Source organism: Fictibacillus arsenicus (genome assembly GCF_001642935.1).
GTDB classification, from domain to species: domain Bacteria; phylum Bacillota; class Bacilli; order Bacillales; family Fictibacillaceae; genus Fictibacillus; species Fictibacillus arsenicus_B.
The window spans coordinates 2,737,897-2,762,336 of sequence record NZ_CP016761.1 but is presented as its reverse complement, the minus strand read 5'-3'; the positions used below and the strand labels follow the sequence as shown (position 1 = coordinate 2,762,336).

23 protein-coding genes, 2 pseudogenes and 3 other annotated features are annotated in these 24,440 nt (G+C 39.2%); of the genes and pseudogenes, 21 read left to right on the top strand and 4 right to left on the bottom strand.

Going from position 1 to position 24,440, the window contains the following annotated elements; genetic code table 11:
• Positions 1 to 20 precede the first annotated feature (20 nt).
• The 14 genes and pseudogenes from ABE41_RS14235 to ABE41_RS14175 all read left to right on the top strand — a co-directional run bounded on the left by ABE41_RS14235 (position 21) and on the right by ABE41_RS14175 (position 12,927).
• Positions 21 to 1,403: a replication initiation and membrane attachment family protein gene (locus ABE41_RS14235; protein ID WP_066291562.1), complete on the top strand. Its 1,383-nt coding sequence runs from the start codon at positions 21 to 23 to the stop codon at positions 1,401 to 1,403.
• A 12-nt stretch (positions 1,404 to 1,415) separates the two neighbouring features.
• On the top strand, positions 1,416 to 2,360 hold the full coding sequence (dnaI, locus tag ABE41_RS14230) for a primosomal protein DnaI (protein WP_066291559.1): 945 nt from the start codon (positions 1,416 to 1,418) through the stop codon (positions 2,358 to 2,360).
• Positions 2,361 to 2,490: 130 nt separating this feature from the next.
• Complete coding sequence (gene mqnC / locus ABE41_RS14225) at positions 2,491 to 3,597, top strand: cyclic dehypoxanthinyl futalosine synthase (protein ID WP_066291557.1); 1,107 nt, start codon at positions 2,491 to 2,493, stop codon at positions 3,595 to 3,597.
• A gap of 499 nt (positions 3,598 to 4,096) precedes the next feature.
• Positions 4,097 to 4,243 (top strand): cytochrome c oxidase subunit 2A, encoded by a 147-nt coding sequence (locus tag ABE41_RS21075; RefSeq protein ID WP_253805347.1) that lies wholly within the window; start codon positions 4,097 to 4,099, stop codon positions 4,241 to 4,243.
• A gap of 12 nt (positions 4,244 to 4,255) precedes the next feature.
• Positions 4,256 to 4,725: pseudogene (locus tag ABE41_RS14220) on the top strand (cytochrome c oxidase subunit II).
• Positions 4,722 to 6,042: pseudogene (locus tag ABE41_RS14215) on the top strand (cbb3-type cytochrome c oxidase subunit I); the annotation flags it as partial. The pseudogenes ABE41_RS14220 and ABE41_RS14215, both read left to right, overlap by 4 nt.
• A 122-nt stretch (positions 6,043 to 6,164) precedes the next feature.
• Positions 6,165 to 6,935, top strand: coding sequence for a basic amino acid ABC transporter substrate-binding protein (locus tag ABE41_RS14210; protein ID WP_437435477.1), 771 nt, complete (start codon positions 6,165 to 6,167; stop codon positions 6,933 to 6,935).
• An 18-nt stretch (positions 6,936 to 6,953) separates the two neighbouring features.
• The gene (locus ABE41_RS14205; protein WP_066291553.1) at positions 6,954 to 7,610 is read left to right on the top strand and encodes an amino acid ABC transporter permease; all 657 of its coding nucleotides are present in this window, start codon (positions 6,954 to 6,956) and stop codon (positions 7,608 to 7,610) included.
• Between the two features lie 101 nt (positions 7,611 to 7,711).
• Complete coding sequence (gene ytxC, locus ABE41_RS14200; protein WP_066291552.1) at positions 7,712 to 8,581, top strand: sporulation protein YtxC; 870 nt, start codon at positions 7,712 to 7,714, stop codon at positions 8,579 to 8,581.
• 64 nt (positions 8,582 to 8,645) lie between these two features.
• Positions 8,646 to 8,871, top strand: a binding site (T-box leader).
• A gap of 49 nt (positions 8,872 to 8,920) precedes the next feature.
• Complete coding sequence (gene thrS, locus ABE41_RS14195; RefSeq protein WP_066291549.1) at positions 8,921 to 10,831, top strand: threonine--tRNA ligase; 1,911 nt, start codon at positions 8,921 to 8,923, stop codon at positions 10,829 to 10,831.
• Between the two features lie 424 nt (positions 10,832 to 11,255).
• Positions 11,256 to 11,396 (top strand) — a sequence feature (ribosomal protein L20 leader region).
• A 71-nt stretch (positions 11,397 to 11,467) separates the two neighbouring features.
• Positions 11,468 to 11,971 carry a translation initiation factor IF-3 gene (gene infC, locus ABE41_RS14190; RefSeq protein ID WP_066291547.1) on the top strand — a complete coding sequence of 168 codons (504 nt, stop codon included), beginning with the start codon at positions 11,468 to 11,470 and terminating at the stop codon, positions 11,969 to 11,971.
• Between the two features lie 23 nt (positions 11,972 to 11,994).
• Positions 11,995 to 12,198 carry a 50S ribosomal protein L35 gene (gene rpmI / locus ABE41_RS14185; protein ID WP_066291545.1) on the top strand — a complete coding sequence of 68 codons (204 nt, stop codon included), beginning with the start codon at positions 11,995 to 11,997 and terminating at the stop codon, positions 12,196 to 12,198.
• A gap of 39 nt (positions 12,199 to 12,237) precedes the next feature.
• A complete protein-coding gene (rplT, locus tag ABE41_RS14180; protein ID WP_066291543.1) occupies positions 12,238 to 12,597 on the top strand; it encodes a 50S ribosomal protein L20 in 360 nt (119 codons plus the stop codon).
• Positions 12,598 to 12,699: 102 nt separating this feature from the next.
• Complete coding sequence (locus tag ABE41_RS14175) at positions 12,700 to 12,927, top strand: DUF1294 domain-containing protein (RefSeq protein ID WP_066294873.1); 228 nt, start codon at positions 12,700 to 12,702, stop codon at positions 12,925 to 12,927.
• 4 nt (positions 12,928 to 12,931) lie between these two features.
• Here ABE41_RS14175 and ABE41_RS14170 read toward each other — a convergent pair whose 3' ends face one another.
• Both ABE41_RS14170 and ABE41_RS14165 read right to left on the bottom strand, forming a co-directional pair.
• A complete protein-coding gene (locus ABE41_RS14170; protein ID WP_066291542.1) occupies positions 12,932 to 13,957 on the bottom strand; it encodes a cytochrome d ubiquinol oxidase subunit II in 1,026 nt (341 codons plus the stop codon).
• 17 nt (positions 13,958 to 13,974) lie between these two features.
• Complete coding sequence (locus tag ABE41_RS14165; protein WP_066291541.1) at positions 13,975 to 15,315, bottom strand: cytochrome ubiquinol oxidase subunit I; 1,341 nt, start codon at positions 15,313 to 15,315, stop codon at positions 13,975 to 13,977.
• A 143-nt stretch (positions 15,316 to 15,458) separates the two neighbouring features.
• On the opposite strand from ABE41_RS14165, the gene ABE41_RS14160 reads away from it, so the two are divergent.
• Positions 15,459 to 16,061, top strand: a complete 603-nt coding sequence (locus tag ABE41_RS14160; protein WP_253805345.1) for a TVP38/TMEM64 family protein — start codon at positions 15,459 to 15,461, stop codon at positions 16,059 to 16,061.
• A gap of 253 nt (positions 16,062 to 16,314) precedes the next feature.
• The gene (locus tag ABE41_RS14155; protein ID WP_066291540.1) at positions 16,315 to 16,815 is read left to right on the top strand and encodes a dUTP diphosphatase; all 501 of its coding nucleotides are present in this window, start codon (positions 16,315 to 16,317) and stop codon (positions 16,813 to 16,815) included.
• Between the two features lie 70 nt (positions 16,816 to 16,885).
• Here ABE41_RS14155 and sspI read toward each other — a convergent pair whose 3' ends face one another.
• A complete protein-coding gene (gene sspI, locus ABE41_RS14150) occupies positions 16,886 to 17,092 on the bottom strand; it encodes a small acid-soluble spore protein SspI (protein WP_066291537.1) in 207 nt (68 codons plus the stop codon).
• Between the two features lie 103 nt (positions 17,093 to 17,195).
• Here sspI and ABE41_RS14145 point away from each other — a divergent pair, with 103 nt between their 5' ends.
• The 3 genes from ABE41_RS14145 to pheT all read left to right on the top strand — a co-directional run bounded on the left by ABE41_RS14145 (position 17,196) and on the right by pheT (position 21,780).
• A complete protein-coding gene (locus tag ABE41_RS14145) occupies positions 17,196 to 17,960 on the top strand; it encodes a TrmH family RNA methyltransferase (protein ID WP_066291534.1) in 765 nt (254 codons plus the stop codon).
• Positions 17,961 to 18,042: 82 nt separating this feature from the next.
• Positions 18,043 to 18,264, top strand: a binding site (T-box leader).
• Between the two features lie 39 nt (positions 18,265 to 18,303).
• Positions 18,304 to 19,338: a phenylalanine--tRNA ligase subunit alpha gene (gene pheS, locus ABE41_RS14140; protein ID WP_066291528.1), complete on the top strand. Its 1,035-nt coding sequence runs from the start codon at positions 18,304 to 18,306 to the stop codon at positions 19,336 to 19,338.
• Positions 19,339 to 19,356: 18 nt separating this feature from the next.
• On the top strand, positions 19,357 to 21,780 hold the full coding sequence (pheT, locus tag ABE41_RS14135) for a phenylalanine--tRNA ligase subunit beta (RefSeq protein ID WP_066291527.1): 2,424 nt from the start codon (positions 19,357 to 19,359) through the stop codon (positions 21,778 to 21,780).
• A gap of 514 nt (positions 21,781 to 22,294) precedes the next feature.
• Here pheT and rnhC read toward each other — a convergent pair.
• Positions 22,295 to 23,239 (bottom strand): ribonuclease HIII, encoded by a 945-nt coding sequence (gene rnhC / locus ABE41_RS14130; RefSeq protein ID WP_066291525.1) that lies wholly within the window; start codon positions 23,237 to 23,239, stop codon positions 22,295 to 22,297.
• 154 nt (positions 23,240 to 23,393) lie between these two features.
• Here rnhC and zapA point away from each other — a divergent pair, with 154 nt between their 5' ends.
• Together zapA and ABE41_RS14120 are read left to right on the top strand one after the other, a co-directional pair.
• Positions 23,394 to 23,657 (top strand): cell division protein ZapA, encoded by a 264-nt coding sequence (gene zapA / locus ABE41_RS14125; protein WP_066291524.1) that lies wholly within the window; start codon positions 23,394 to 23,396, stop codon positions 23,655 to 23,657.
• A 1-nt stretch (position 23,658) separates the two neighbouring features.
• Complete coding sequence (locus tag ABE41_RS14120) at positions 23,659 to 24,195, top strand: CvpA family protein (RefSeq protein ID WP_066291522.1); 537 nt, start codon at positions 23,659 to 23,661, stop codon at positions 24,193 to 24,195.
• Positions 24,196 to 24,440 lie beyond the last annotated feature (245 nt).

Genomic DNA, 24,440 nt, shown 5'->3' with positions numbered 1-24,440 from the left:
GTATATAAAGGGTGAAAACGATGACGGTACATTTTCAGGAAGTAGTGCCCGTTGATACTTATTCCGTCCAGAGCAAAGGCGTATTGAATGAGGTAGATCAAAACGTACTGACTTTGCTCTATCAGCCATTAATTGGAGCATTTGCTCACAGCTTATACTTAACTTTATGGTGCGAAGCTAAAATGAATCATCAATCCAAAAAGCATCAGCATCTCATGAATATAACGCAATTTTCTTTAAAAGATATTTTATCAGGAAGAAAAAAGCTTGAAGCGATTGGATTATTAAAAACGCTGAAAAAAGATGGTGAGAGCTCCCGGGAATATATATATGAACTGCAGCTGCCGCTTTCTCCAAAAGCTTTTTTCACAGATGGTTTTCTTAGCATCTATTTATTCAACCGTCTTGGACAAACAAAGTTTAATGAGATAAGGGAATCATTTTTAATTCCGCAAGCAGATTCATCTGGTTTTACTGAAGTAACAGCTTCATTTAGCGATGTTTTCACTTCTTTGCATCCTTCTGAAATGACATCAAAAAGTTATTCTGAGATCAATGAGAACGTTGTTTCCGAAAATGTATCTTTTTTAGAAAAAGGAGTGCAGGGTAAAGTTACCTTTGGTGAGACAGACTTTGATTTTGAAGCAATGGTTAACCAAATCTCGACATTTGTAGTGCCTAAAGAAGTTATAACTCCTAAACTAAAAGAATCGATCTATAAACTAGCGTATATCTATCAGCTTGAACCAATGGATATGAGCAGACAAATACAAAACGTTTATTATTCAACAGGAGAAATCAATGTTGAAAATCTGCGCAGAGAGATTCAAAAATGGTATCGCTTTGAACACGAAGAAGGTCTGCCTGTGTTAGCATTAAGAACACAGCCCGTTCACCTTAAAGCACTTCAAGGGATGGAACCCAAATCACAAGAAGAAGAGCTTATTAAATACTTTGAAGAAGTATCACCGTTTCGTTTATTAGAAGATTATAGCGGAACCACTCCTTCTGAAGTTGATTTGAAGCTTGTTGCCTATTGTATGCTTGATCAAAATTTAACACCGGGTGTAACGAATGTTCTATTGGATTATGTTTTGTCCGGTAATGATATGAAACTTGCAAAGGGTCTAATAGAACGAATTGCATCACATTGGGCGCGGAAAAAAGTACAGACGGTGCCAGAAGCAATGGCGCTCGCGCGGGATGAAAAAAGAAAATCAAAAGAGTGGCAAGAAAAGAAGACATCAAAACCTAAGTTTTATAATGGAAATCAAAAGCCAAATGTGTCTGTTCCAGATTGGCTGAAGCCAGAAACAAATCCGGCAAAAGAGGATGAGAACAGCTCTACAAACGAAGACGAAAATCGAAAATGGCTTGAAAGCTTGTTAAATAATTCGAAATAAGGGGGGATTAACGTGGAATCAATAAAGGAATCTGTTAAGCAAATGCCGGGATTTGAAAAATTTCAGGAAAAATACGAATTAATGAAACAACAAGTCCTTACAGATCCAAAAGTGATGCGTTTTTTAAGAGAAAACCCTGATATTTCAGATGCCCATGCAGATAAATTATTATCTAGTTTTTATACATTCAAAAATGAACAGCAGGCATGCAGCAATTGTCCTGGTTTAGATAGATGCCCAAACTTGATGCAGGGTTATAGATCTGAACTTACAAGAGTGAGACAGACTGTGGAATTACGATATAAGCCTTGCGAACTGAAGTTACATGATGAACATAAAAAATCGATGGCCTCGCTCATAAAGAGTTATTTTATACCGAAAGAGATACTTGGTGCTACATTTGACCGTCTTTATAAACATAGCATTGATGATACAAGACGAAATGCGATTTCTAAAGCTTATGAATTCGTACAGATGGCAGGGACCAACCAGCCTCTAAAAGGCATTTATTTTTATGGAAAGTTTGGTGTGGGAAAAACATATCTTCTTGGGGCAATCGCGAATGGGCTGGCTGAAAAAGGAATTCATTCACTGATGGTTCATACACCGGAATTCTTACGAGAGATGAAGCAATCTCTCTCTGATGGAAGTTTTGATACGAAAATGGAGCTCTTAAAAACTGTTCCAGTACTGATGCTTGATGATATCGGAGCTGAGAACATGACGAACTGGGTTCGTGATGAGATTATTGGAGTCATCCTTCAGTATAGAATGATGGAAAAACTTCCAACTCTTTATACGTCAAATTGTGATTATGACATGCTGCAGCAGCATTTATCATACTCGCAAAAGGGCGGCCTTGATGAAGTTAAAGCTCTAAGAATCATGGAACGTATTAAGCACTTAAGTTCTCCTGTTTTCATGGGCGGCAATAAAAATTTCAGAGATGAATTCTAATAGACATCTGTCCGTTATGCGGGCAGATGTCTTTTTTATGCTGTTTTTCTTTTTCTTTATCGTACAAAGCTGTCTCTTCTATCAAAATATGATAGGATAAGTACATAATAAATCGATTCGGAGGTTGCCGATGAGTATTGAATCAATATTACAAAAAGCATTAGATGGAGAACGTTTATCTGTAGAAGATGCAGTTAAACTATATGAAAGTGATGAAGTGGAGCGAATGGGTGAAGTTGCTGACATCATTATGAAAAGGTGGCACCCAGAACCTGTCACTACTTTTGTGATCGGACGCAACGTAAACTACACTAATTTTTGTGATACATATTGCAGATTTTGTGCCTTTTACCGTCCTCCTGGAAGTGAAGAAGGATATGTGCTTGATGATGAAGTGATTTTTCAAAAGATCCAAGAGACAGTTGATGTAGGGGGTACAGAAATTCTAATGCAAGGCGGGACGAATCCCAACCTGCCGTTTAGCTATTATACAGATTTATTGCGAGAGATTAAAAAGCGTTTTGATATTACCATGCATTCATTCTCACCAGCTGAAGTTTGGAAGATGGTTGAAGTATCAGGATTATCTTTAGAAGAAGTCCTTCGTGAACTAAAAGAAGCGGGTCTTGACTCACTTCCAGGCGGAGGAGCAGAGATTCTTGACGATCGTACGCGCAAAAAGATCAGTAGACTAAAAGGTTCATGGACAGAGTGGATTGAATGTATGAAAACGGCTAAGAAAGTTGGTTTGCATTCAACTGCTACGATGGTAATTGGATTTGGGGAAACTTTTGAAGAAAGAGCGCTTCATTTACAGAGAGTACGCGATGCTCAGGATGAAACGAATTGTTTCCTAGCTTTTATTTCGTGGACTTTCCAGCCGGATAACACAAATATGAAAGCAGAGAAAACAACGCCAAGAGAATATCTGAAGAACGTAGCCATTTCACGAATTTTCTTGGATAACATTCCAAACTTCCAATCTTCATGGGTAACGATGGGACCAGAAGTCGGTAAAAAATCTCTTCATTACGGCTGCAACGACTTTGGAAGCACGATGATGGAGGAGAATGTTGTTTCTGCTGCTGGAACTACACATAAAGTAAATACAAACTTAACGTTGCGTCTTATTCGTGAAGCAGGGAAAATTCCTGCTCAGAGAAATACGAAATATGAAGTTCTTCGTGTTTTCCAAGATGAAGAAAATGCAGAAAAAGATTTTGTTATGCAAAACTAATGATAAACACCTGACACTGTTTCAATAAACTAGAGTCAGGTGTTTTTATTTTTTTTGCCCATTCCTAGAGTTTGTGGTTAATTAATCGGAGTTTATTCATTTCTTTCAGCTGCAGCGTTTTTTTCGCATACATTGTTACTTTTGAAAGTAGTTGATTTCCGCTCCAGGCTGCTCGCTTTCCACGGGGCGTGCGGTGAGCCTCCTGCCGCTTTGCGCCATTAGGAGTCTCGACCTGACCGCTTCATTAAGTACCCTTGCTCCTGCGTCTACAAGTAAATGCTACCGATGTGGGCTTTCTCGTCGCATGCCTTGCAAGTAGTTTCTCAGGTAGCAGGCACGCACCTTACGCTCCAATCAACTTGCAAATGATTAGAATCGAAAAGCGCAAAGCAACAATCCCTTAGAAAAGAAGCATATAAAATACCGTTATGACATTTGTCACAGCGGTATTTTTTTATTGCGCTTATTCTTTAAGTGTGAAACTTAAGGAGGAATGAGGATGCCGCAGCTGCAAAGAAAGACTAAAGAAAAAATAAAGGTGAAAAAGGAAAAAGAATTGTTAGGAACTCTTCTTTCGGTTATGGGTGTAGGATTGTTTATCGTTTTGTCATGGGCAGCAGTTTACTTGCTGTATCTATCTAGATAGGAGGTTTTAATGATGCATATTCATAAATACGAGAAAATCTGGCTTTGGTCTGGAGCAGTGTGTTTAACAATCTTTTTATTAATTGTAGGTGTTTCAGCCTATGCAATGGGCAATCAGCCTCCAAGTCACATGGAAACAATAGATCCAAAAAAAGCAACCTTAACGGCACCGTTCGATAAACCAGCTCTGACGAAGATAGGAGACAATATATATGAAGCAGTCATGCTAGCTCAGGCTTTCACATTTACACCTTCTAGAATGACTGTTCCGAAAGGTTCTACAGTTCATTTTAAAGTGACGAGCACAGATGTTGTTCACGGTTTTCAAATCCCTGCAACAAATTCATCATGATGGTAACGCCGGGGTATGTGAGTAAAATTTCATATACATTTGATAAGCCAGGCAAATATCTTATTTTATGTAATGAATATTGTGGAGTTGGTCATCAAGTAATGGCGGTAACTTTGGAGGTGACATCATGATTGATAAAAGAGATGCACAGTTAAGTCTTGGTTTTTTAAGTGTCAGTTTTATTGCACTATTTATTGGTGCCATAGCAGGTCTTTTACAGACATTGGTTAGAAGCGGTACAATCGAGCTTCCGCTTTCTATCGGATATTATCAACTATTAACTGCTCATGGTGTTTTATTAGCACTTATTTTTACCACTTTTTTTATTGTTGGTTTTTTATATGCCGGAATAAGCAAAACGATGGGAGCACTTTATGATGTTCCGAGAAGAACAGGATGGCTTGGATTTACAATGATGACTTTCGGAACAATATTGGCAACCATATTTATTCTCCTGAACAAAGCAACTGTACTTTATACGTTCTACGCTCCGCTGCAGGCATCACCATGGTTTTATGTAGCACTTGTTCATGTAGTGGTGGGAAGCTGGCTTTGCGCTTTCTCTATGTGGAATCAGTATTATATTTGGAAGAGAAGAACGAACAGCAAGCTGTCTCCTCTTTTTAGTTACATGGCTGTAATGACGATGGCTTTATGGTTCATCGCAACTTTAGGCGTTGCAGCAACAGTAATTCTTCAGTTCATTCCTTGGTCGATAGGCTGGGTAGATAAAATTGATATATTAATCAGCAGAACGCTGTTTTGGTATTTTGGACATCCGCTCGTGTATTTCTGGCTTCTTCCAGCGTATATGTGCTGGTATGTGGTAATCCCTAAAATTATTGGAGGGAAAATATTCAGTGATGCATTAGCAAGGTTATCTTTTGTACTCTTTCTTTTATTCAGTATTCCTGTAGGCTTTCACCATCAGCTTTTAGAGCCTGGTATCTCGCATTCATAGAAGTTTTTCCAAGTAGTCCTTACATTTATGGTAATTGTTCCTTCGTTAATGACTGCATTTTCAATGTTTGCCGTTTTTGAAACAGCAGGAAGAAAAAAAGGCGCTAAAGGACTTTTTGGATGGTTTAAAGTTTTGCCTTGGAAAGATGTACGCTTTTTTGCACCAATGATGGGAATGCTGATTTTTATTCCTGCAGGAGCGGGGGGAATCATTAACGCGAGCCATCAATTAAACCAGGTTATTCATAATACCTTATGGGTAACCGGACATTTTCATCTAACTGTTGCTTCAACAGTTGCTCTTACCTTTTTCGGAATATCCGTATCTGAGTGGCAGAACTATAACACCGCAAATGAATAAACTTGGAATCATTCAAACAATCATGTGGACGGTAGGTATGGCATTTATGTCCGGTGCAATGCATTTAGTAGGTTTGTTTGGAGCACCTCGCAGAACGGCCTATACGACTTACTCAGACCATCCCCAAGGAGATCTCAAAAAAATTGGAATCTTTTTCTACGTGAATTATTATTTGAATTTTCCTTATATTAAAAATTTTGTGTATAATATAAGAATATTTAGAATAAAGGGGGAAATGAAGTAATGAACATGAAACAGAAATTAAAAATGGGTGTCATCGGGTTATCTGCAGTATTCCTAGTAGCCTGCGGAGCTGGTTCTGGGGATAAATTAACAATCGGAACAGATGCAGCATACGCCCCTTTCGAATCTTTGGATGGGGACAAGATTGTTGGTTTCGATGCGGACTTGCTTGATGCGGTAATGAAAGAGGCTGGTCTCGAATACGAAATGAAGAACACAGGCTGGGAGCCGTTATTTATTGCGCTTCAGAATGATGAGGTGGATGCAGGTATTTCTGCTATTACAATTAATGATGACAGAAAGAAAACGTACGATTTTTCTTCACCATATTTTGAATCTATCAATATGATTCTTGCTAAAGAAGGAACGTCAATAAAAAGCGCAAAAGATCTGGAAGGTAAAAAAGTAAGCGTTCAAAATGGTACAACAGGGCAGGAAGCTTTGGAGAAAATGTTCGGGGCTAACGAGAACATCAAAAAATTTGATAATAATACACTGGCGATACAAGCCCTTTTAAATGGGGAAGTGGAAGCGGTAGTCGCAGACAATGCTGTTGTTCAGGAATATGCAAAAAATAATCCGGACAAAAAGCTTGTAACGATTTCTGATAAGGAAAACTTTGAAAGTGAGTTCTACGGCATAATTTTTCCAAAAGACGGTAAGCATCAGGAAGAAATCAATAAAGCTATGAAAAAAGTTATTGAAGATGGCAAGTATGCTGATATCTATAAAAAATGGTTTGGTGAAGAACCGAATGTAGATGCATTGAAACAATAATATTCTCTGGAGGTCTGCATGGATTATTCTTTACAAATCATAGGAAACTACATGCCCCTGTTTTTAAAAGGGACATGGGTAACGATACAGCTTTCATTGCTGGCCATACTGTTTGGAACGATATTGGGCCTGTTTATCGGATTAGGGAAAATGACGAAACAGCCTCTCATTAACTTGCCTTGTAACTGGTACATCAGCTTCTTTCGGGGAACTCCATTGCTTGTTCAGATTTTACTGATTCATTCAGCTCTAATGCCGCTTATTATGAAACCGCCTAATGTTTTTGTTTCCAGTGTTTTAGCATTGTCGTTAAATGCAGCGGCTTACATTGCAGAGATTTTCCGGGCTGGAATTCAGTCAATCGATAAAGGCCAGATGGAAGCAGCAAGGTCATTAGGAATGAATCATGTACAAGCTATGAAACATGTTATACTTCCTCAAGCTTCGAGAAGAATGATACCGCCTCTTGGAAACGAATTTATAGTATTAATAAAAGATTCATCACTCGTATCCATCATTGCTACACCAGAATTAATGTATTATGCCCGGGCAATGATGGGCCAGTATTATCGGCCTTGGGAACCATACATGACTGCAGCTCTCATGTATTTAATTCTGACTCTCGGTATGGCTTATATCCTTTCCAAAATTGAACGAAAATTTGTTTATGATTAAACAACTCGGTTTCCGGGTTGTTTTTTACTTGTTTAGGTAACATTTTTTAAGACCTGGTCCCATATATTGTATTATTGAGATTTTATATGGGGGGGACTTGCTTGATCACGATCGCTTTTTCACACCCGTCTGACGGAATCGCTGTCCTAAAAAAAATGATCCGGACGGCAGTCAAATTTAAAATTAACCCTTCCTTTGCCAAATTATCTGATGCTTCTTCAAAAATTCTTGAACTGCACATACATGATAATAAAGAATTCATTTTGGATGTGTTAACGGAATTTACAAGGAATAAGGTAGAAGATATTTGTTTAAAGGAAATGATTGAACATGCCTTTTTTTATAGCGACTCTGCTGAACAGAAGGAAATATTTTCAATATCTAAGAGCATTATCTTAGGGGAAATCGAAGGGATCCCAGAGGTCAAAAGCTTGCCATGTCTGAGTGGACTCATACGAGGTCAGTGGAAGTCTATCTTAGCTGAAAAAAGAAACTTCTTAGAGTTTGAAGCGTTTTTAAAGTTTCGTCTTAAAGATTATTTAGCAACTTTGCTTAGGATTGTTGAATGTGCTATTGATGAATATAAATTAGAGCTTGAGTATCAATTATTTATTGAACAATTACGTACGTGCTTATCAAAACAAAAATCTATTTTTAAAAATGATATTGTAATTATATTTGATTATGAGAATGTAGTTATATTTGATGAACAGCAAAATCAGCTATCAAAAACTGAACTAAAGAACTTGCATGATAGGGCAATGAAATTAACGAATGCCGTTAACTTAGATGAACGACTCCTCGGACCTTTAATCGGATTAGCTCCTTCATCTGCCCGGATTTATGCATATGATATGGATCACCCGCTTCTGCAAACGGTAAAGAATATTTTTCAAGAGAAGGTTATAATATCACCAATTGAGAAGATGTCTTTAAAGGGTAACCCGTATCCGTATAAAAAAAAGTCATAAACTGTCATTGGCCTCTTGCTTTTTGATAGATGACTGCATATAATAAGTTTATAATTTTATCATTTAATCAGTATTGATAAGGACATGAAGCAGCTTTTACGGTTTTTAGAGAGGGAAGTTACGGCTGAAAGCTTCCTAACACGAAAAATTGCTTTACCACCTTGGAACTTCAGCGGTGAAACTTTAAGTAATCGCTGACGGCAGCAGTCCGTTATCCTGTCCGAGTGCCGTAATTTATTATTATTTTGCGGAACAAGGGTGGAACCACGAGATAATCACTCGTCCCTTCTATAGGGACGGGTGTTTTTTGTTTTATATAAATAAAAGGAGATGTTTTTTATGTCGTCAATTTCAATTACATTCCCAGACGGATCGCTCAAGGAATTTCCAAAAGGAGTAACTTCAGAACAAGTTGCTGAAAGTATCAGCCCTAGCTTAAAGAAAAAAGCTGTAGCAGGAAAAGTAAACGGGCAATTGTATGACTTTTCACGCCCGATTGAAGAAGATGCATCGATTGAGATCGTAATGCAGGATTCACAAGAAGGTCTTGAGATGACTAGACACTCTAACGCTCACTTGCTCGCTCAAGCGCTAAAGCGTTTGTATCCAGATGTAAAGCTTGGAATCGGCCCGGTGATCGATAACGGTTTTTATTATGATGTAGACATGTCTCATAATTTAACACCAGAAGACCTTCCTGCGATTGAAAAAGAAATGAAAAAAATTGTTAATGAGAATCTTCCGATCGTCCGTAAAGAAGTAACTCGTGAAGAAGCTCTTGAAATTTATGAGAAATTAAATGATCATTTAAAACTTGAATTGATCCGTGACCTTCCTGAAGGAGAAAAAATTACGATCTATGAACAAGGTGAGTTCTTTGACCTTTGCCGCGGACCGCATGTACCTTCAACTGGTAAAATCAAAGCCTATAAACTAATGAGCATCTCTGGAGCTTACTGGCGCGGAGACAGTGACAACCAAATGCTTCAGCGTATCTATGGATCTGCATTCTTAAGCCAAAAAGATCTTGATGAGTATCTGCACTTTATTGAAGAAGCACAAAAACGTGATCACCGTAAACTTGGAAAAGAATTAGAACTCTTCATGTTCTCAGAAGAAGCGCCTGGAATGCCTTTCTATCTTCCGAACGGTCAAACAATTCGTACAGAGCTTGAAAATTTCTCGCGTGAACTTCAGCGTCAAGTTGATTATGATGAAGTGCGTACACCATTTATGATGAATCAGCGCCTATGGGAGCAATCCGGGCACTGGGATCACTATCACGAAAACATGTATTTCTCTGAAGTAGATGATACAAAGTTCGCGATGAAGCCGATGAACTGCCCAGGCCATATGCTTATCTTTAAAAATAAGCTTCACTCTTACAGAGACCTGCCAGTACGTATGGCTGAATTTGGCCAGGTACACCGCCACGAATACAGCGGTGCATTAAATGGTATGATCCGTGTACGTACTTTCTGCCAGGATGACGCACATATTTTTGTAACACCACAACAGATTGAAAGTGAAATTAAAAACGTATTTAAGTTAGTTGATAAAATTTACAGCACATTCGGTTTTGAGTACTCAGTAGAACTTTCAACTCGTCCTGAAGATTCTATGGGTGATGACCGTTTATGGGAACAAGCTGAAGGTGCATTGAAGAATGTATTAGAAGATCTGGGTATGAACTATCACCTTAACGAAGGTGACGGCGCATTCTATGGTCCGAAAATCGACTTCCACATTAAAGATGCACTTAAGAGAAGTCATCAGTGCGCAACAATTCAGCTGGATTTCCAGATGCCTGAAAAGTTCGACCTTACTTACGTAGATGAAAATAACCAAAAGGTTCGTCCGGTCGTTATTCACCGTGCGATCTATGGTTCGATCGACCGTTTCTTAGGAATTTTAGTCGAGCATTTTGCAGGTGCATTCCCAACTTGGCTGGCACCCGTACAAGTGAAGCTGATCCCTGTATCTGATGTTCATAACGAATACGCGTATAAACTGCAAGAAGACTTGAAAGAACATGCGGTACGTGTTGAAATCGACACAAGAAATGAGAAGATGGGTTATAAGATCCGTGAAGCTCAAATGAAGAAGATCCCTTACATGCTCGTTCTAGGCGATAAAGAAATTGAAGACAATGCTGTAAACGTTCGTAAATATGGCGAGCAAAAATCAGAAACAGTTTCTTATGAAGATTTTAGAGACAAGATTCTAGCTCAAATTAACGAAAAAAGATAATTTTAAAAAGAAGCTGACCCAAAAGATACCATTTTTTTGGCGTCGGCTTTTCTATTTTTGTTTAAGTGTTACAAAAAGGAGTATTTTTTAGTGGAATTCATATTGGTATATAGATCACCGGGCGAAAATGAGGAGCCGCCGGGTGAAACAGAGTGATCTTTGGGTGAAACTCGGCCGCGTTGGGGTGAAACGTGAGTTCGAATGGGTTAAACTGTTCTTGTACGGGGTGAACGTGTAATAAATAAAAGAACACGTACCGTACATCCATTAACAAAAATGCTTTTTTTCTTCACTCTCTAAAAAAACTCTTGCATTACATTTCAAAACGAAGTAAAATTAATTTCGTTGCTTATTACATTTGCTGTTTGACACATTTCACACCAATATGTTATAGTATGTAAGGTTAATAAAATAAGCTTAAGCATCAAACAAGCAGAAGCACCCGCTTCTCACCTGATTCGACGCCTATAATTGGCTGTTGATGGGTAGATGGAATTCAGGCATGTTATTAGTACATAGCCGGTTTACGTGTGGGTGATATATGCGCCGACGCTTTTTTTATTTGCAGAAATAACAAGTCGGGTGTTTTTAACACTCACTGAAAAAATTTGGAGGTGACTTACTATTAGTAAGGACATGTCTGTCAATGAAGGCATTCGTGCACGTGAGGTACGCTTAATCGGTCCTGATGGAAGCCAGCTTGGCATTAAAACAAGACAGGAAGCTTTAGACCTTGCGGCAAACGCAAATCTTGACCTTGTACTCGTTGCTGCAACTGCTAAACCGCCAGTATGTCGTATAATGGACTACGGTAAGTTTAAATACGAGCAACAGCGTAAAGATCGAGAAGCACGAAAAAATCAAAAAGTCATTACGACTAAAGAAATTCGTTTAAGTCCAACAATTGAGGAAAACGACTTCAATACGAAGCTTAGAAATGCTCGTAAGTTCCTTGAAAAAGGCGACAAAGTAAAGGCAAGTATTCGTTTCCGTGGACGTGCAATCACTCATTCTCAAATCGGAAAAACGGTATTGGAGAAATTAGCGAAAGAATGTGAAGATCTTTCTACGGTGGAAACATCACCAAAAATGGAAGGCCGAAGCATGTTTCTTATCCTAGCACCTAAAGCCGAAAAATAATTTTTACCAGGGAGGTAACCATTATGCCTAAAATGAAAACTCATAAAGGTGCTGCAAAGCGCTTTAGAAAAACTGGATCAGGTAAATTAAAGCGTGCGAGCGCTTATACAAGTCACTTGTTTGCTAACAAGTCTACGAAAGCTAAGCGTAAGCTTCGCAAAGCGAAACTTGTTAACAGTGGTGACTACAAGCGTATCCGTACATTGTTAACTTACAAAAAACGTTAATCATACGATAAGTTGATTTAAAAATAGGAGGTTTTTAATATGCCAAGAGTAAAAGGTGGCTATGTAACACGTCGTCGTCGTAAAAAAGTTCTTAAGCTAGCTAAAGGCTATTTCGGTTCCAAACATAAATTATTTAAAGTAGCACAACAACAAGTATTCAAATCTTTAATGTACGCTTACCGTGACCGTCGTCAAAAGAAGCGTGACTTCCGTAAGCTTTGGATCACTCGTATCAACGCTGCTGCACGCACAAACGGTCTTTCTTACAGCCGTTTAATGCACGGTCTTAAACTTGCGGGTATCGACATCAACCGTAAGATGCTTTCTGAAATCGCAATTACTGACGAAAAAGCTTTCGCAGAATTGGCTTCAAAAGCAAAAGACAGCCTAAAAGCTTAAATTTGACTAAAAGAAAAGATCATTTCCTCAATTGATGGAGATGATCTTTTTTACATTCTGAAAGGAAATGGGAAAAAGGTGTTAATCTTATATTTGATCATAATGAATACAGTTGCTTACTTGGTCATGAAAAAAGACAAATTATATGCACAAGAAGGAAATTGGCGTACGCCTGAATCAAGACTATGGATGCTTGCTATTGCTGGAGGAGCTCCTGGTATGTGGCTTGCGATGAAGAAATTCCGCCACAAAACGAAGCATCCGTCATTTCGTAACGGCTTGCCGGTTCTAAGTATTTTTATTACTGTTATCGCAGGTTGGTTTTTGTAGAATATTAATCCTGCTGCAAATATCGTTTGTCTTTTAAGAATAGCCGCCAGAAAACATAGAAACCTGGTGTTAATATGGCGAGACCTACTATATACATAATCATTAATGAGTAGAAAGTTTCTGTTGCAGTGAAAGCCTCATAGATGGTTAGATCAGGATAGACGATATATGGCAGATGTGCTAGTCCATATCCGACGCTTGCCAGCCCATATTGTAATACTGTTGCGAGCAGTGTAAACCTTGGCCGTCCAATCCCTGGGCGGTTTTGTTTTGGCCACCAAAGAGAGCCATAGGCGATGCAGAATGCGATTAATGATAAAATGAACCATATTTTTTGATCCATAAGGTTGTCAACAAGCCAGCCAGCTTCTGGCGCCATAAATAAAAGAGTGAATAGAGCGGATAACAGTGTCAGCGGTCCAAGAAATATCGCATTTCCGCGATATAGCCGATAGGCATCCTCTCTATTGGAAACACGCGAATAGTCAGCTAAAAAAAGCGAAGATAGATACAGCTCGGAAGTCAGTCCGAATACCACGTACAGATATAAAGTAGGACTGGAAAAAAGCTTTCCTAATAAAAGGCTTTGTGTCTCTCCATCAACACTGATAAATCCTCCCTGTGAAATAGGAAGTACTGCGATTAGCAGGGAAGGGATTAATAGCCCTGAAATTCCTGAAATAAAAAACATCGTCTTCCGATAGCCTTGTACAGAATAGGAAAATACCATAAATGCACTCCGGATAGCCAGAAAAAATAAGATCAGCGATACTGGGACAAGCATTACAGTTCCAAGCGTATAGGCACCTTTTGGAAAGAACCCTACGAACGCTACAACCAAAAGGACAAGAAAAGTATTCGTTATCTCCCATGTCGGCGAAAGAAAACGGTTTGCGATCTTTCCTGCCATTGTTTTGTGATTGTTATAAACCATCGCCCAAAATCCTGCGCCAAAATCAATCGAGCCAAAAATACTGTAGACAAAGATGAAGCTCCACATGATGAGTATCGCAAGTACCTCTTCACTCATACCCATTACCCTCCTTCCTATCCGTATAGTTTATCCATATCTTTAGACACTGGATTGCGTTTGAAATAAGCAGTCAATATTAAAATCGTCAAAACACTTAATAGAGCATACAAAAGTAAAAACAAGAGAAAAAGCATTCCGAGATTTTCATTCCTTGTGGCAGCTTCTGCAGTTGTCTGAACTCTGTAAATGGTCCATGGCTGTCTGCCGCTGCAGCTGAATACCCAGCCAAATTCAATGCACAGCATGGAAAGCGGACCAGATAAAACGAGAGACCATAGCAGCCATTTAGGGAAAGGTTTGCCCCTTTTCTTAATAAAGAACCACCAATACAACAATGTGATTCCTGCAAGTCCTAACAAAAGTGTTCCAATGCCCACCATTAAGTTAAATAAAGTATGCACGTAAAATGGCGGCCATGTTTCCCGGGGGAATTCATACAAACCTTTTACTTCTGTATCAAACTTTCCTGCTGCAAGCCAGCTCAATGCCCAAGGAATTTCGATGCCGTATTTTACTTCTTCTGTCTTCGGATCGGTGAAACCGCCAATCGCCAGAGGTGCATATCGCTGTGTTTCAAATAAACCTTCCGCAGCTGCTAGTTTCTCAGGAGAATACTGATGAAGAATCTGCGCCGAGTGATGCCCTGATAAAGCAGATACGAAACTCATCGTAAAAGCAACCGCAAGAGACATGAACAATCCTTTAAGGTGATAAGCTCGTTCCCGGTCAGAACGCTTTTTCAATAGTTTGAATGCGGCTACTGATGCTACAGCGAAAGCACCTGTCATATAAGCAGTAATCGCTACGTGGAACGCAGAAGATACGAAACTCGGGTTAAAGAATGCGTCCCATGGATGAACATCATAGATCGTGCCATCTGGCTTAATCTTAAAGCCGTCAGGCGTATTCATCCATGTATTTACCGCAGTAATGAGAATAGCTGAAGCAACAGCCCCAAAGGCAACAAAGAAAACAGAGATCAGGCGGAAGTACCTTGGAAGCCTGTCAGCAGCATACACATAGATTGACATGAAAAGAGCTTCTAAGAAAAAAGCAAATATTTCAATCTGAAATGGCAATGAGATTACTTTACCTACGATTTCCATGAACCCAGGCCAAAGTAAAGAAAGCTGGACACCTACTATAGTTCCAGATGGGATAGCAACTCCTAATAAAACAGCAAACGCCTTAGTCCAGCGTTTTGCCATTATGGCATAGTCATTGTCTCCTTTTACTTGGTGGATGATTTCTGCGATAACAATCATTAATGGAAGACCAACACCGAGGGTAGCAAAAATGATATGAAATCCGAGTGATGTGCCAAAAAACGCTCTCGCTAATACAACTGTGTCCATGCCGAATCCTCCTAAAAAATAAAACTATGTAAACAAACAATCTATGTTTAAGGTGTCATAAAGAACTAGGGTTTATTCACGCGATAAAATTGTCATACAGTGCTCGTCTGCTGTCATATGTTGACTTAAAGGGGAGGTGCGGCGTGTTAGAGGGTACTAGTGTTTACATGGAAGTCCTTAAGTTCAGCGGGATTTTTGCCCCTTTGCTCTTTATCCTTTTACAAGCGTTCAGGCAATTTTTTTTCTTGCCAGTCGGCTTGATCTGTCTTACAGGAGGGATTTTATTCGGTGCAGTAGCAGGCACTTTGTATTCTGTCATCGGCATTACCCTGTCGAGTGTACTCTTTTATTTCGGGATGAAAAGTATGCCAAAGCTTATGAAAAAAATAAAAAGACTTCAAAGAAAATGGATCGGTAAAAGAATGCCTTTTTCAGTCGGTCAGATTGCCATCTTAAAGATGATTCCATTCATGCATTTTCATCTGTTAAGTCTTTGTTTAATTGAAATTTCGTCAAATTTTAAAGAATATACAAAAGCAAGCATCATCTCAAATATTCCCATCGCCATTTTTTACTCATCTTTCGGATCTATAATGCTCTCCCTATCTCTAATAACTTCAGCCTTGTTGCTTGTTGTGCTTTCAGTCCTGTTTTATTTGCTAAGACGGAAAGAATGGGTTATAAAATGGAGTGAGTTTTTTGAGGAAGAGGCGGAAAATAGAGAAAAACAGCGCATGCCTGCATGAGGCATGCGCTTTTTATGATGAAAAGGTTCACATATGTAGTAGATAAATGATAATCCTAAAAAATTTTATAAGTAATCCCTGAAATTTTCATGTTAATTTCCGCGAGAATCGATAAGAATCCCGCGAGTTTAAGTAATAAAGCCGCGAGTTTGCATTTTTCGACAAACAATATCGGCTATCAGCTGTTTCGAAAATTCATCCTCGAATGTATGACAAGATAACGTTATAATAGCTTAGGAATGAAAGGCAGGGGATGAACGTGAAAATTGAAAAACTTTTTTCCATGCAGAATGAATTAAACACACGAATCGTAAAAGAACATAACCTTGAAAATGTTTCATTATCTGATCAGAGAAGATTAGCATTTCTTGTTGAGCTAGGGGAGCTTGCCAACGAAACAAGATGCTTTAAATATTGGAGTAAACGTCCAGCATCTGAAAAAGAAGTAATCTTAGAAGAATATGTAGACGGACTGCATTTTGTTTTATCGATTGGACTGGAACTAGATTTTACAGAAATAGAATTGCCTAATGAGGTTGAACTTACAGAAAAGATGGACAAGATAGAGTTAAACCACCTGTTTCTTTCTCTTTATCAGTGGGGGTCAAAAAGTTTACCGAACCAAGAATTTTATTTATTTTTGAATGAATTTTTGGGATTAGGTGTAAAGCTTGGATTTTCGTTTCAAGAGATTGAAGCAGCTTACTTCGAGAAGAATGCTGTAAATCACGAGCGTCAGGATTCGGGGTATTAATTAGGAAAAAATCGCTATTTAAAAAAGTTTGCGTAAATAGATCAAAATAAAAACCCGGAAAGACCGGGTTTTATTTTAAGCCGTTTGATAAAGTTGTCAAGATTTCTTCCTTCTTTTGTTCGTCTGAATTTTTCCAGATTACTTCGAAAAGGACACCTAGACCAGGAAGCATTTTTTCTTCTCCGCTCTCGATGGCATCAACGATCGTATCTTGCAATTGTTCTTTATTGTTGCCTGTAACGTTATGCAATACAGCTTTTCTTAAGTCAAGATTCATGGATAAGCACCTCTGTTAATATTTTTCTTTTTTTAGTGTGCACGTTCTGAACTTGTTTTATGAAAAAATTAATAAATATTTATGATTTAAAGGAGTACTTACTATGAAGCACATCGAATCCGACTCCAACGCTTCGTTAAAGCAATGGAAAAAACTGCATACAAGAAAAGAAAGAGAAAAAACAGGTACTTTCCTGCTGGAGGGTCCTCATCTTATTGAAGAAGCAATTTCCTTTGGTGCCAAACTTCAGCATGTCATTATTGAAGAAAATTTTAATATTAAAGAAGAATGGCTTAAAGAGAAATTCACGTTGTGGTCTGTTCCGGCAAAGTTAATGAAACAGCTTTCTGAAACAGAAAAACCTCAAGGTATTATTGCTGTGTGCGAAATGATGGAACAGCCCGAAGAACGAATTAAAAGAAATGGACGCTATTTGCTGATTGATGGCGTTCAAGATCCAGGGAACCTAGGAACGATCATTCGTACTGCAGACAGTGCAGGTCTTGATGGGGTTTTCTTAGGTGAAGGTACAGCAGATCTTTATAATGGTAAGACAGTTCGTTCTACTCAAGGGTCACTGTTTCATTTGCCAATTATAAAAGCCGATCTTAAAGAAATAATAACAGAATGTAAAGCTGAAGATGTTCCTGTGATTTCAACATCCCTGCAAGAGGCAGTTGATATGAGAGAGCTGCCTGAGATGAATGGATTCGCACTTATCGTAGGAAATGAAGGACAAGGTGTTCAAGAGATGTTCCAAGAAGAATCCTCGATTAATGTGAAGATTCCAATTTTTGGTCAAGCAGAGTCACTTAACGTTTCTGTTGCAACGGGCATTCTTCTATATGAGCTTCAGCGCAAAAGATGATGTTTTCTTGTTTTTATATGAGATTCGTTGCAATTCTTGATTTTTTTCATATATAATGAAAAAGATGAATAATGAATAGATTGAAAAAACGCAGATGGAGAAGAGTAAATAATCAATCCGCCAAAAAGGGAGGAAATGTCCTGGACTGAAAGCATTTCTTTGGTAGGTATTATTGAATTCACTCCTGAGTTGCCACCTGAACATTATGAGTAGGGCTGGCCGGTGAAGAGCCGTTATTTAAATGAAGTGAACAGTGTATTTTCATTGTTAAATTGGGTGGTACCGCGAACTCCTCGTCCCTTATTGGATGAGGAGTTTTTATATTTTTAAGGAGGGGTTGTACTTGAAAGACCGTTTAGAAGCACTAAAAGTAGAAGCGATCGAAAAAATCAATCAAAGTCATGATCTTAAAGACATTCAAGCTGTTAAGGTAGCTTACCTAGGAAAAAAAGGACCCATTACTGAAGTTTTAAAGGGAATGGGGAAATTGTCTGCAGAAGAAAGACCGGTGATCGGTGCGTATGCGAATGAAGTGCGTGACAGCATTCAGCTGGAACTAGATAAAAAGCAGACAGAATTAGAAAATGCTGCGATTTCTGAGAAGCTTGCGAAGGAAACAATTGATGTTTCTTTACCTGGCAGACCTGTAAAACAAGGAAATGCGCATCCGCTGACAGCAGTTGTAACCGAAATAGAAGACTTGTTCCTGAGTATGGGTTTTACAATTGCAGAAGGTCCAGAGGTTGAGACAGATTATTATAATTTCGAGGCTCTTAATCTCCCTAAAGGCCATCCGGCTCGAGACATGCAAGATTCTTTCTTTATTACGGAAGACATCTTACTAAGAACACAGACTTCACCGGTTCAAGCTCGTACGATGGAAAAACATGAAGGTCAAGGCCCTGTGAAAATCATCTCTCCAGGGAAGGTTTATCGAAGAGATAACGATGATGCTACACATTCTCATCAATTCATGCAGATTGAAGGGCTTGTGGTTGATCAGAACGTGCGTTTAAGCGACTTAAAAGGTGTTCTTGAAACGTTCGCGAAAAAAATGTTTGGTGAAGACCGAAAGATTCGTTTGCGCCCTAGCTTTTTCCCGTTTACAGAACCGTCTGTAGAAATGGACATTTCTTGTTTTAAATGCAGCGGAAAAGGATGTTCTATCTGTAAACAGACAGGATGGATTGAAATTTTAGGAGCAGGTATGGTTCATCCGAACGTTCTTGAGATGGCAGGTTTTGATTCTAAGAAGTATACAGGTTTTGCATTTGGTATGGGACCTGAGCGAATCGCAATGCTTAAATACGGCATAGATGATATCCGCCATTTTTATGCGAATGATATCCGGTTCTTAAAACAATTCAAAAATGCATAATTAGGGAGGGAAAATTTGATGCTAATTTCTTATAACTGGCTAAAAGAGTATGTAAATGTAGAAATCAGTCCGTCTGAACTAGCGGATAAAATAACGAAGAGCGGTATCGAAGTTGAAATGGTTGAATCCTTGAATAAAGGGATCAGCGGAGTTGTTGTCGGGTATGTACAAGAGTGTATACAACATCCAAATGCTGATAAGCTGAGAGTCTGTAAAGTTGATATCGGAAAAGGGGAAGTTTCTCAGATCGTTTGCGGCGCACCGAATGTTGCTCAAGGACAAAAGGTAGCAGTAGCAGTTCCTGGAGCAGTACTGCCTGGGAACTTCAAAATTAAAAAAGCAAAGCTTCGCGGTGAAGAATCCCTTGGAATGATCTGTTCCCTGCAGGAGCTTGGAGTTGACACAAAGCTTGTTCCAAAAGAGTATTCTTCAGGAATTTTTGTGATGCCTTCTGATGCAGAGCCAGGGAGCGATGCTTTGGAATATTTAAACTTGAATGACCACGTGCTGGAGCTTGGTCTTACGCCAAACCGCGCAGATTGCCTTAACGTTTTAGGTGTTGCTTATGAAGTAGCCGCTATTCTAGAGCAAGACGTTAAACTTCCAGATACATCGATCATGGCTTCCGAAGAGACAGCTGAAGATTTTATTTCGGTAAGCATTGAAAATTTAGAAGACAATCCTTATTATGGGGCGATGATCATTCGTGATGTTAAAATCGGACCATCTCCATTATGGATGCAGAATCGTTTAATGGCTTCAGGAATTCGCCCGATCAATAATATTGTTGATATTACAAACTATGTACTTCTTGAATATGGCCAGCCGCTTCACGCATTTGACTACAACCGCCTTGGTTCAAAGGAGATTGTTGTTCGGCGTGCTGCAGAAGGTGAACAAATTCAGACACTCGATGATCAGGATCGATCATTGAAGGATACTCACTTAGTAATTACTAATGGCAAAGAGCCGATTGCAGTTGCTGGTGTTATGGGTGGAGCAACTAGTGAAGTGCAAAATGATACAACGAACGTGCTCCTAGAAGCAGCATATTTCGCTTCAAGCCGTGTGAGAGCAGCTTCAAAGGATCTAGGCTTGCGAAGTGAAGCAAGTTCAAGGTATGAAAAAGGAATCGACCGCAACCGTGTTTATGCAGCAGCGAAAAGAGCAGCAGGTTTAATGGCTGAACTAGCTGGCGGTAAAGTAGCAGATGGAATCGTAGAAGCTGGAAAACGCGAAGTGAATACGTATACTGTAAAAATGGATGTTTCCAGAATGAATAATCTGCTTGGAACGACTATCACATCTGAACAGACTGCTGCTATTTTTGATCGTTTAGGTTTTTCTTACAAAGAGTCAAACGGTGTATTTGAAGTTGTTGTTCCTACTAGAAGACCTGATATTACGATCGAGGCTGATTTAATTGAAGAAGTTGGGCGGATTTATGGATACGATCGCATTCCTACGACATACCTTTTATCAGAGGCTCGTCCTGGAGGCTTAACAGCAAGTCAGGCTAAGCGCCGTGAGATCCGTAAGTATTTAGAAGGAGCTGGCCTTTATCAGGCAGTAACTTACGCATTGACAACGCCAGAAAAGTCTACGCATTTCTCATATACTGAAGATGCAGTCTACCCAATCTCAGTTGCTCATCCGATGAGTGAAGAGCGCAGTACTTTACGTATGAGTTTATTGCCTCAGCTTCTGGAAGTGCTTCAATATAATCGGAATCGCTCTATGGAAGATTTGGCAGTTTATGAAATGGGATCAGTTTTCATTAACCGTCAGGAAGTTCTAAACGATCTTCCTGAAGAATACGTATTTGTTTCAGGAGCAGTAACAGGAGTATTCAACGAACACTTGTGGCAAGGCGAAAGAAAAACAGCAGATTTCTATGTTATAAAAGGGATCTTAGAAGGTCTAATGAGTGAATTGAATCTTTCTGAACGCATTACGTATGAGTCAGGTGAGATTGAAAACATGCACCCTGGAAGAACGGCGGTTGTAAAACTGGATGGTATTCCAGTTGGGCTTGTAGGTCAGCTTCACCCAGCACTTCAAATCGAATTGGATCTAAAAGACACTTACGTGTTCGAGCTGAACGCAACGAATCTGATTGAAGCAGATACAGAGCAAATGGTATATAAGACATTGCCGCGTTATCCTTCGATCACTCGTGACATTGCTTTAGTCGTTGACCAAGATTTGCCTGCAGGCGATCTATTCACAGTGATTCAAGCTGCCGGCGGTGAACTGCTAAAAGAAGTGAATTTGTTTGATCTGTATCAAGGAGAGAAGATGGAAGAAGGAAAGAAATCACTTGCTTTCTCTTTAAAATACTTTGATCCAGAACGTACATTGACTGACGAAGAAGTTGTAACAGCACACAATCGTGTTCTAAAAAGTTTAGAAGAACACTTTGGAGCGCAGTTAAGAAAATAAAAGTAGGCTGTTTTCTTTGTTGTTTTTGAAAGTAGTTGATTTCCGTTACAGGATGCTCGCTTTCGGCGGGGCGTGCGGTGAGCCTCCTTGGCGGAATGCACCATTAGGAGTCTCACCTGTCACCCTGATCCCGCCGGAGTCTCGCACCTTGCACTCCAATCAACTTATCAGTGAAGATAATGAAAAAATGACCAATAGCAACAATCTTTTAGATAAGAGCCGAAAATAAAAAGAAACTGGCTTGCTTCCATGCAAGCCAGTTTTTATTTGATTTAGTATTCATTTAAAGCTTTTACGGTACGTGTTCTTTTATTTATTACACGTTCGCCCAGTATTTTGGACTTACACCCGAACAAGTACACGTTTCACCCCAATGCGGCCTAGTTTCAACCGAACGCCGTCGAGTTTCACCCATTATCCCTACACGACCGCCCCAGACGCATATTTTCAAGCATCACAGCCCCATGCCATAACGGATTACGCCTCAAACCATTGTTGCTGCCTAAAATGCAGATCATAATCGCTTTTTTTTCAACAGATTCAACGCCTTTTGAGTGTTTGCAAAATGTTTTTTTGTTGCTGTATCAAAAACGGATTCCCCAAACTTTTCTGCTAGTTCAGCCGCTTTCACATCAACATGAGGTCCGGCACCTTTTGGGATAACAGTGTTAAATCGTGCTCCGAGTTTATCCATTTCCTTTAAAAAGCTGTATCTTGCTAAAATAGATGCTGCAGCCACTGCAAGATGAATAGATTCACCTTTTGTAGCAAAATAGATGCCTTCTTTTAGAAGGTTTTTCTCTTTCGTTAAGTAGTTAAAATACACACCGGGTTCGCAAAACTGATCTACTAATATCCCTTCGATCTCTGATCCTTCTATCTTAGCCTTCACATTTTGAAGAGCGCGGTTATGCAGGATCGCCTTTATTTTTCCTTGAGTCATTCCTTTTTGCTGAAGCTCATTGTATTTCTCGTTATTAAGTACAAGAAGAGAATAGGGAACTGTGTGAATAAGTTCTTTCGCAATCTGAACAATCTGCTTATCGTTTAAATGCTTGGAATCTTTAACGCCTAGTTCCCTTACCAATTCAAGCTGATCGCGTGATACATAAGCTGCGGCAACTGTCATTGGTCCGAAATAATCGCCTGTACCAACCTCATCGCTTCCGATCATCGATAATTCTGCAGCATTTTGGGGCGGTGCATAACGATGAGGGGGTTTAGATGTTTTGCTTTTTACTTTAGATGGTGAGACTAGACCTGAAAATTTTTGAGAAGCTTCTTCTGCTCCTTTTCCTTGAAACAGTACCTTTCCGGAATTGTAAGCTGTCACTGTACAATCCGGGAGTTTGGCGGTAAAGACAGCACCAGGCGGAGTTTTATCCTGAACGGCATGAGCTAGATCTTTTTTCATTGCTAAGATTTCGGTATTCGTCATTTTTTTTACAACATGAGCCATAATAAATGCCCCCTAAAGTGATTAGATTTCCAAATATATCAAAATTTCTCTAGAAATGAACAGAAATATTTTCAACTATGTAAGATATTTGATAAGATGTAGATTAGAGTATTCATCTAATGATCGATCCTTTTTATGACGAGGAGGTTTTTTCGTGGCGGAAGACAAAAATAAAAACCGTACGACGGTCGAGATCTATGGACAGCGTTATGTAATTGCAGGGACCGAACCTTCCAGCCACATTCATTTAGTAGCTGATAAAGTAGATTTAAAAATGAGAGAAATTCAGTCTCATAACCGGTTTCTTGATTCGAAACAACTCGCTGTACTAACAGCGGTAAATACAATGAGTGAATATTTAAAGATTAAAGAAGAGCTGAAAAAATTGCAACAAAGAATTGGAAAAGAGGAAAGTTAACATGCTGGATTTAATTCTGTTTATTGTATTATTGGGTGGCTTTTTGATCGGATTAAAACGCGGGTTTATTATGCAGCTCGTACATTTGATCGGATTTATCGCAGCATATATCGTTGCTTATCTGTATTATGATGATCTGGCTCCTAAGCTTGAGCTGTGGATTCCGTATCCTTCTTCAAATGAGGGTTCTGCCTCTTTATTACTTAATAGCATCTCACTCGAGCAAGCCTATTACAATGCGATCGCTTTTGCCATATTGTTCTTTGCAACAAAAATCATTCTTCAGATATTAGGCTCAATGCTGGATTTTCTTGCACATTTGCCGATATTGCATACTGCAAACAGATGGCTTGGCGGACTGTTAGGTTTTGTAGAAGTTTATCTGATCGTATTTATTTTACTGTATATCGCAACATTAGTGCCTATCGAATCATTTCAGGCGCATTATGATAATTCATGGATTGCACAGGGAATGGTCAAAAACACCCCCGTATTTTCTGAGTCAGTTAAGGAAATGTGGATGAAACATATGGCGTAAAACTTCTCCCTCCTTGGAGAAGTTTTTTTATTAAAGCTCTTATCTAGAAGGTTATTATTTTTTGTTCATTTTCTTCAATGCAAGTTGATTGGAGTGCAAGGTGCGTGCCAACTACCTGAAAATACGTCTCGCAAGGCATGCGACGGAAGCCAGCTTCAGGAGGATTGACTTGCAGACGCAGGAGCACTCACCCTGGAAAGGGAGCGCCTGTAACGGAAATCAACTACTTCCAAAGTCGTTCAAGA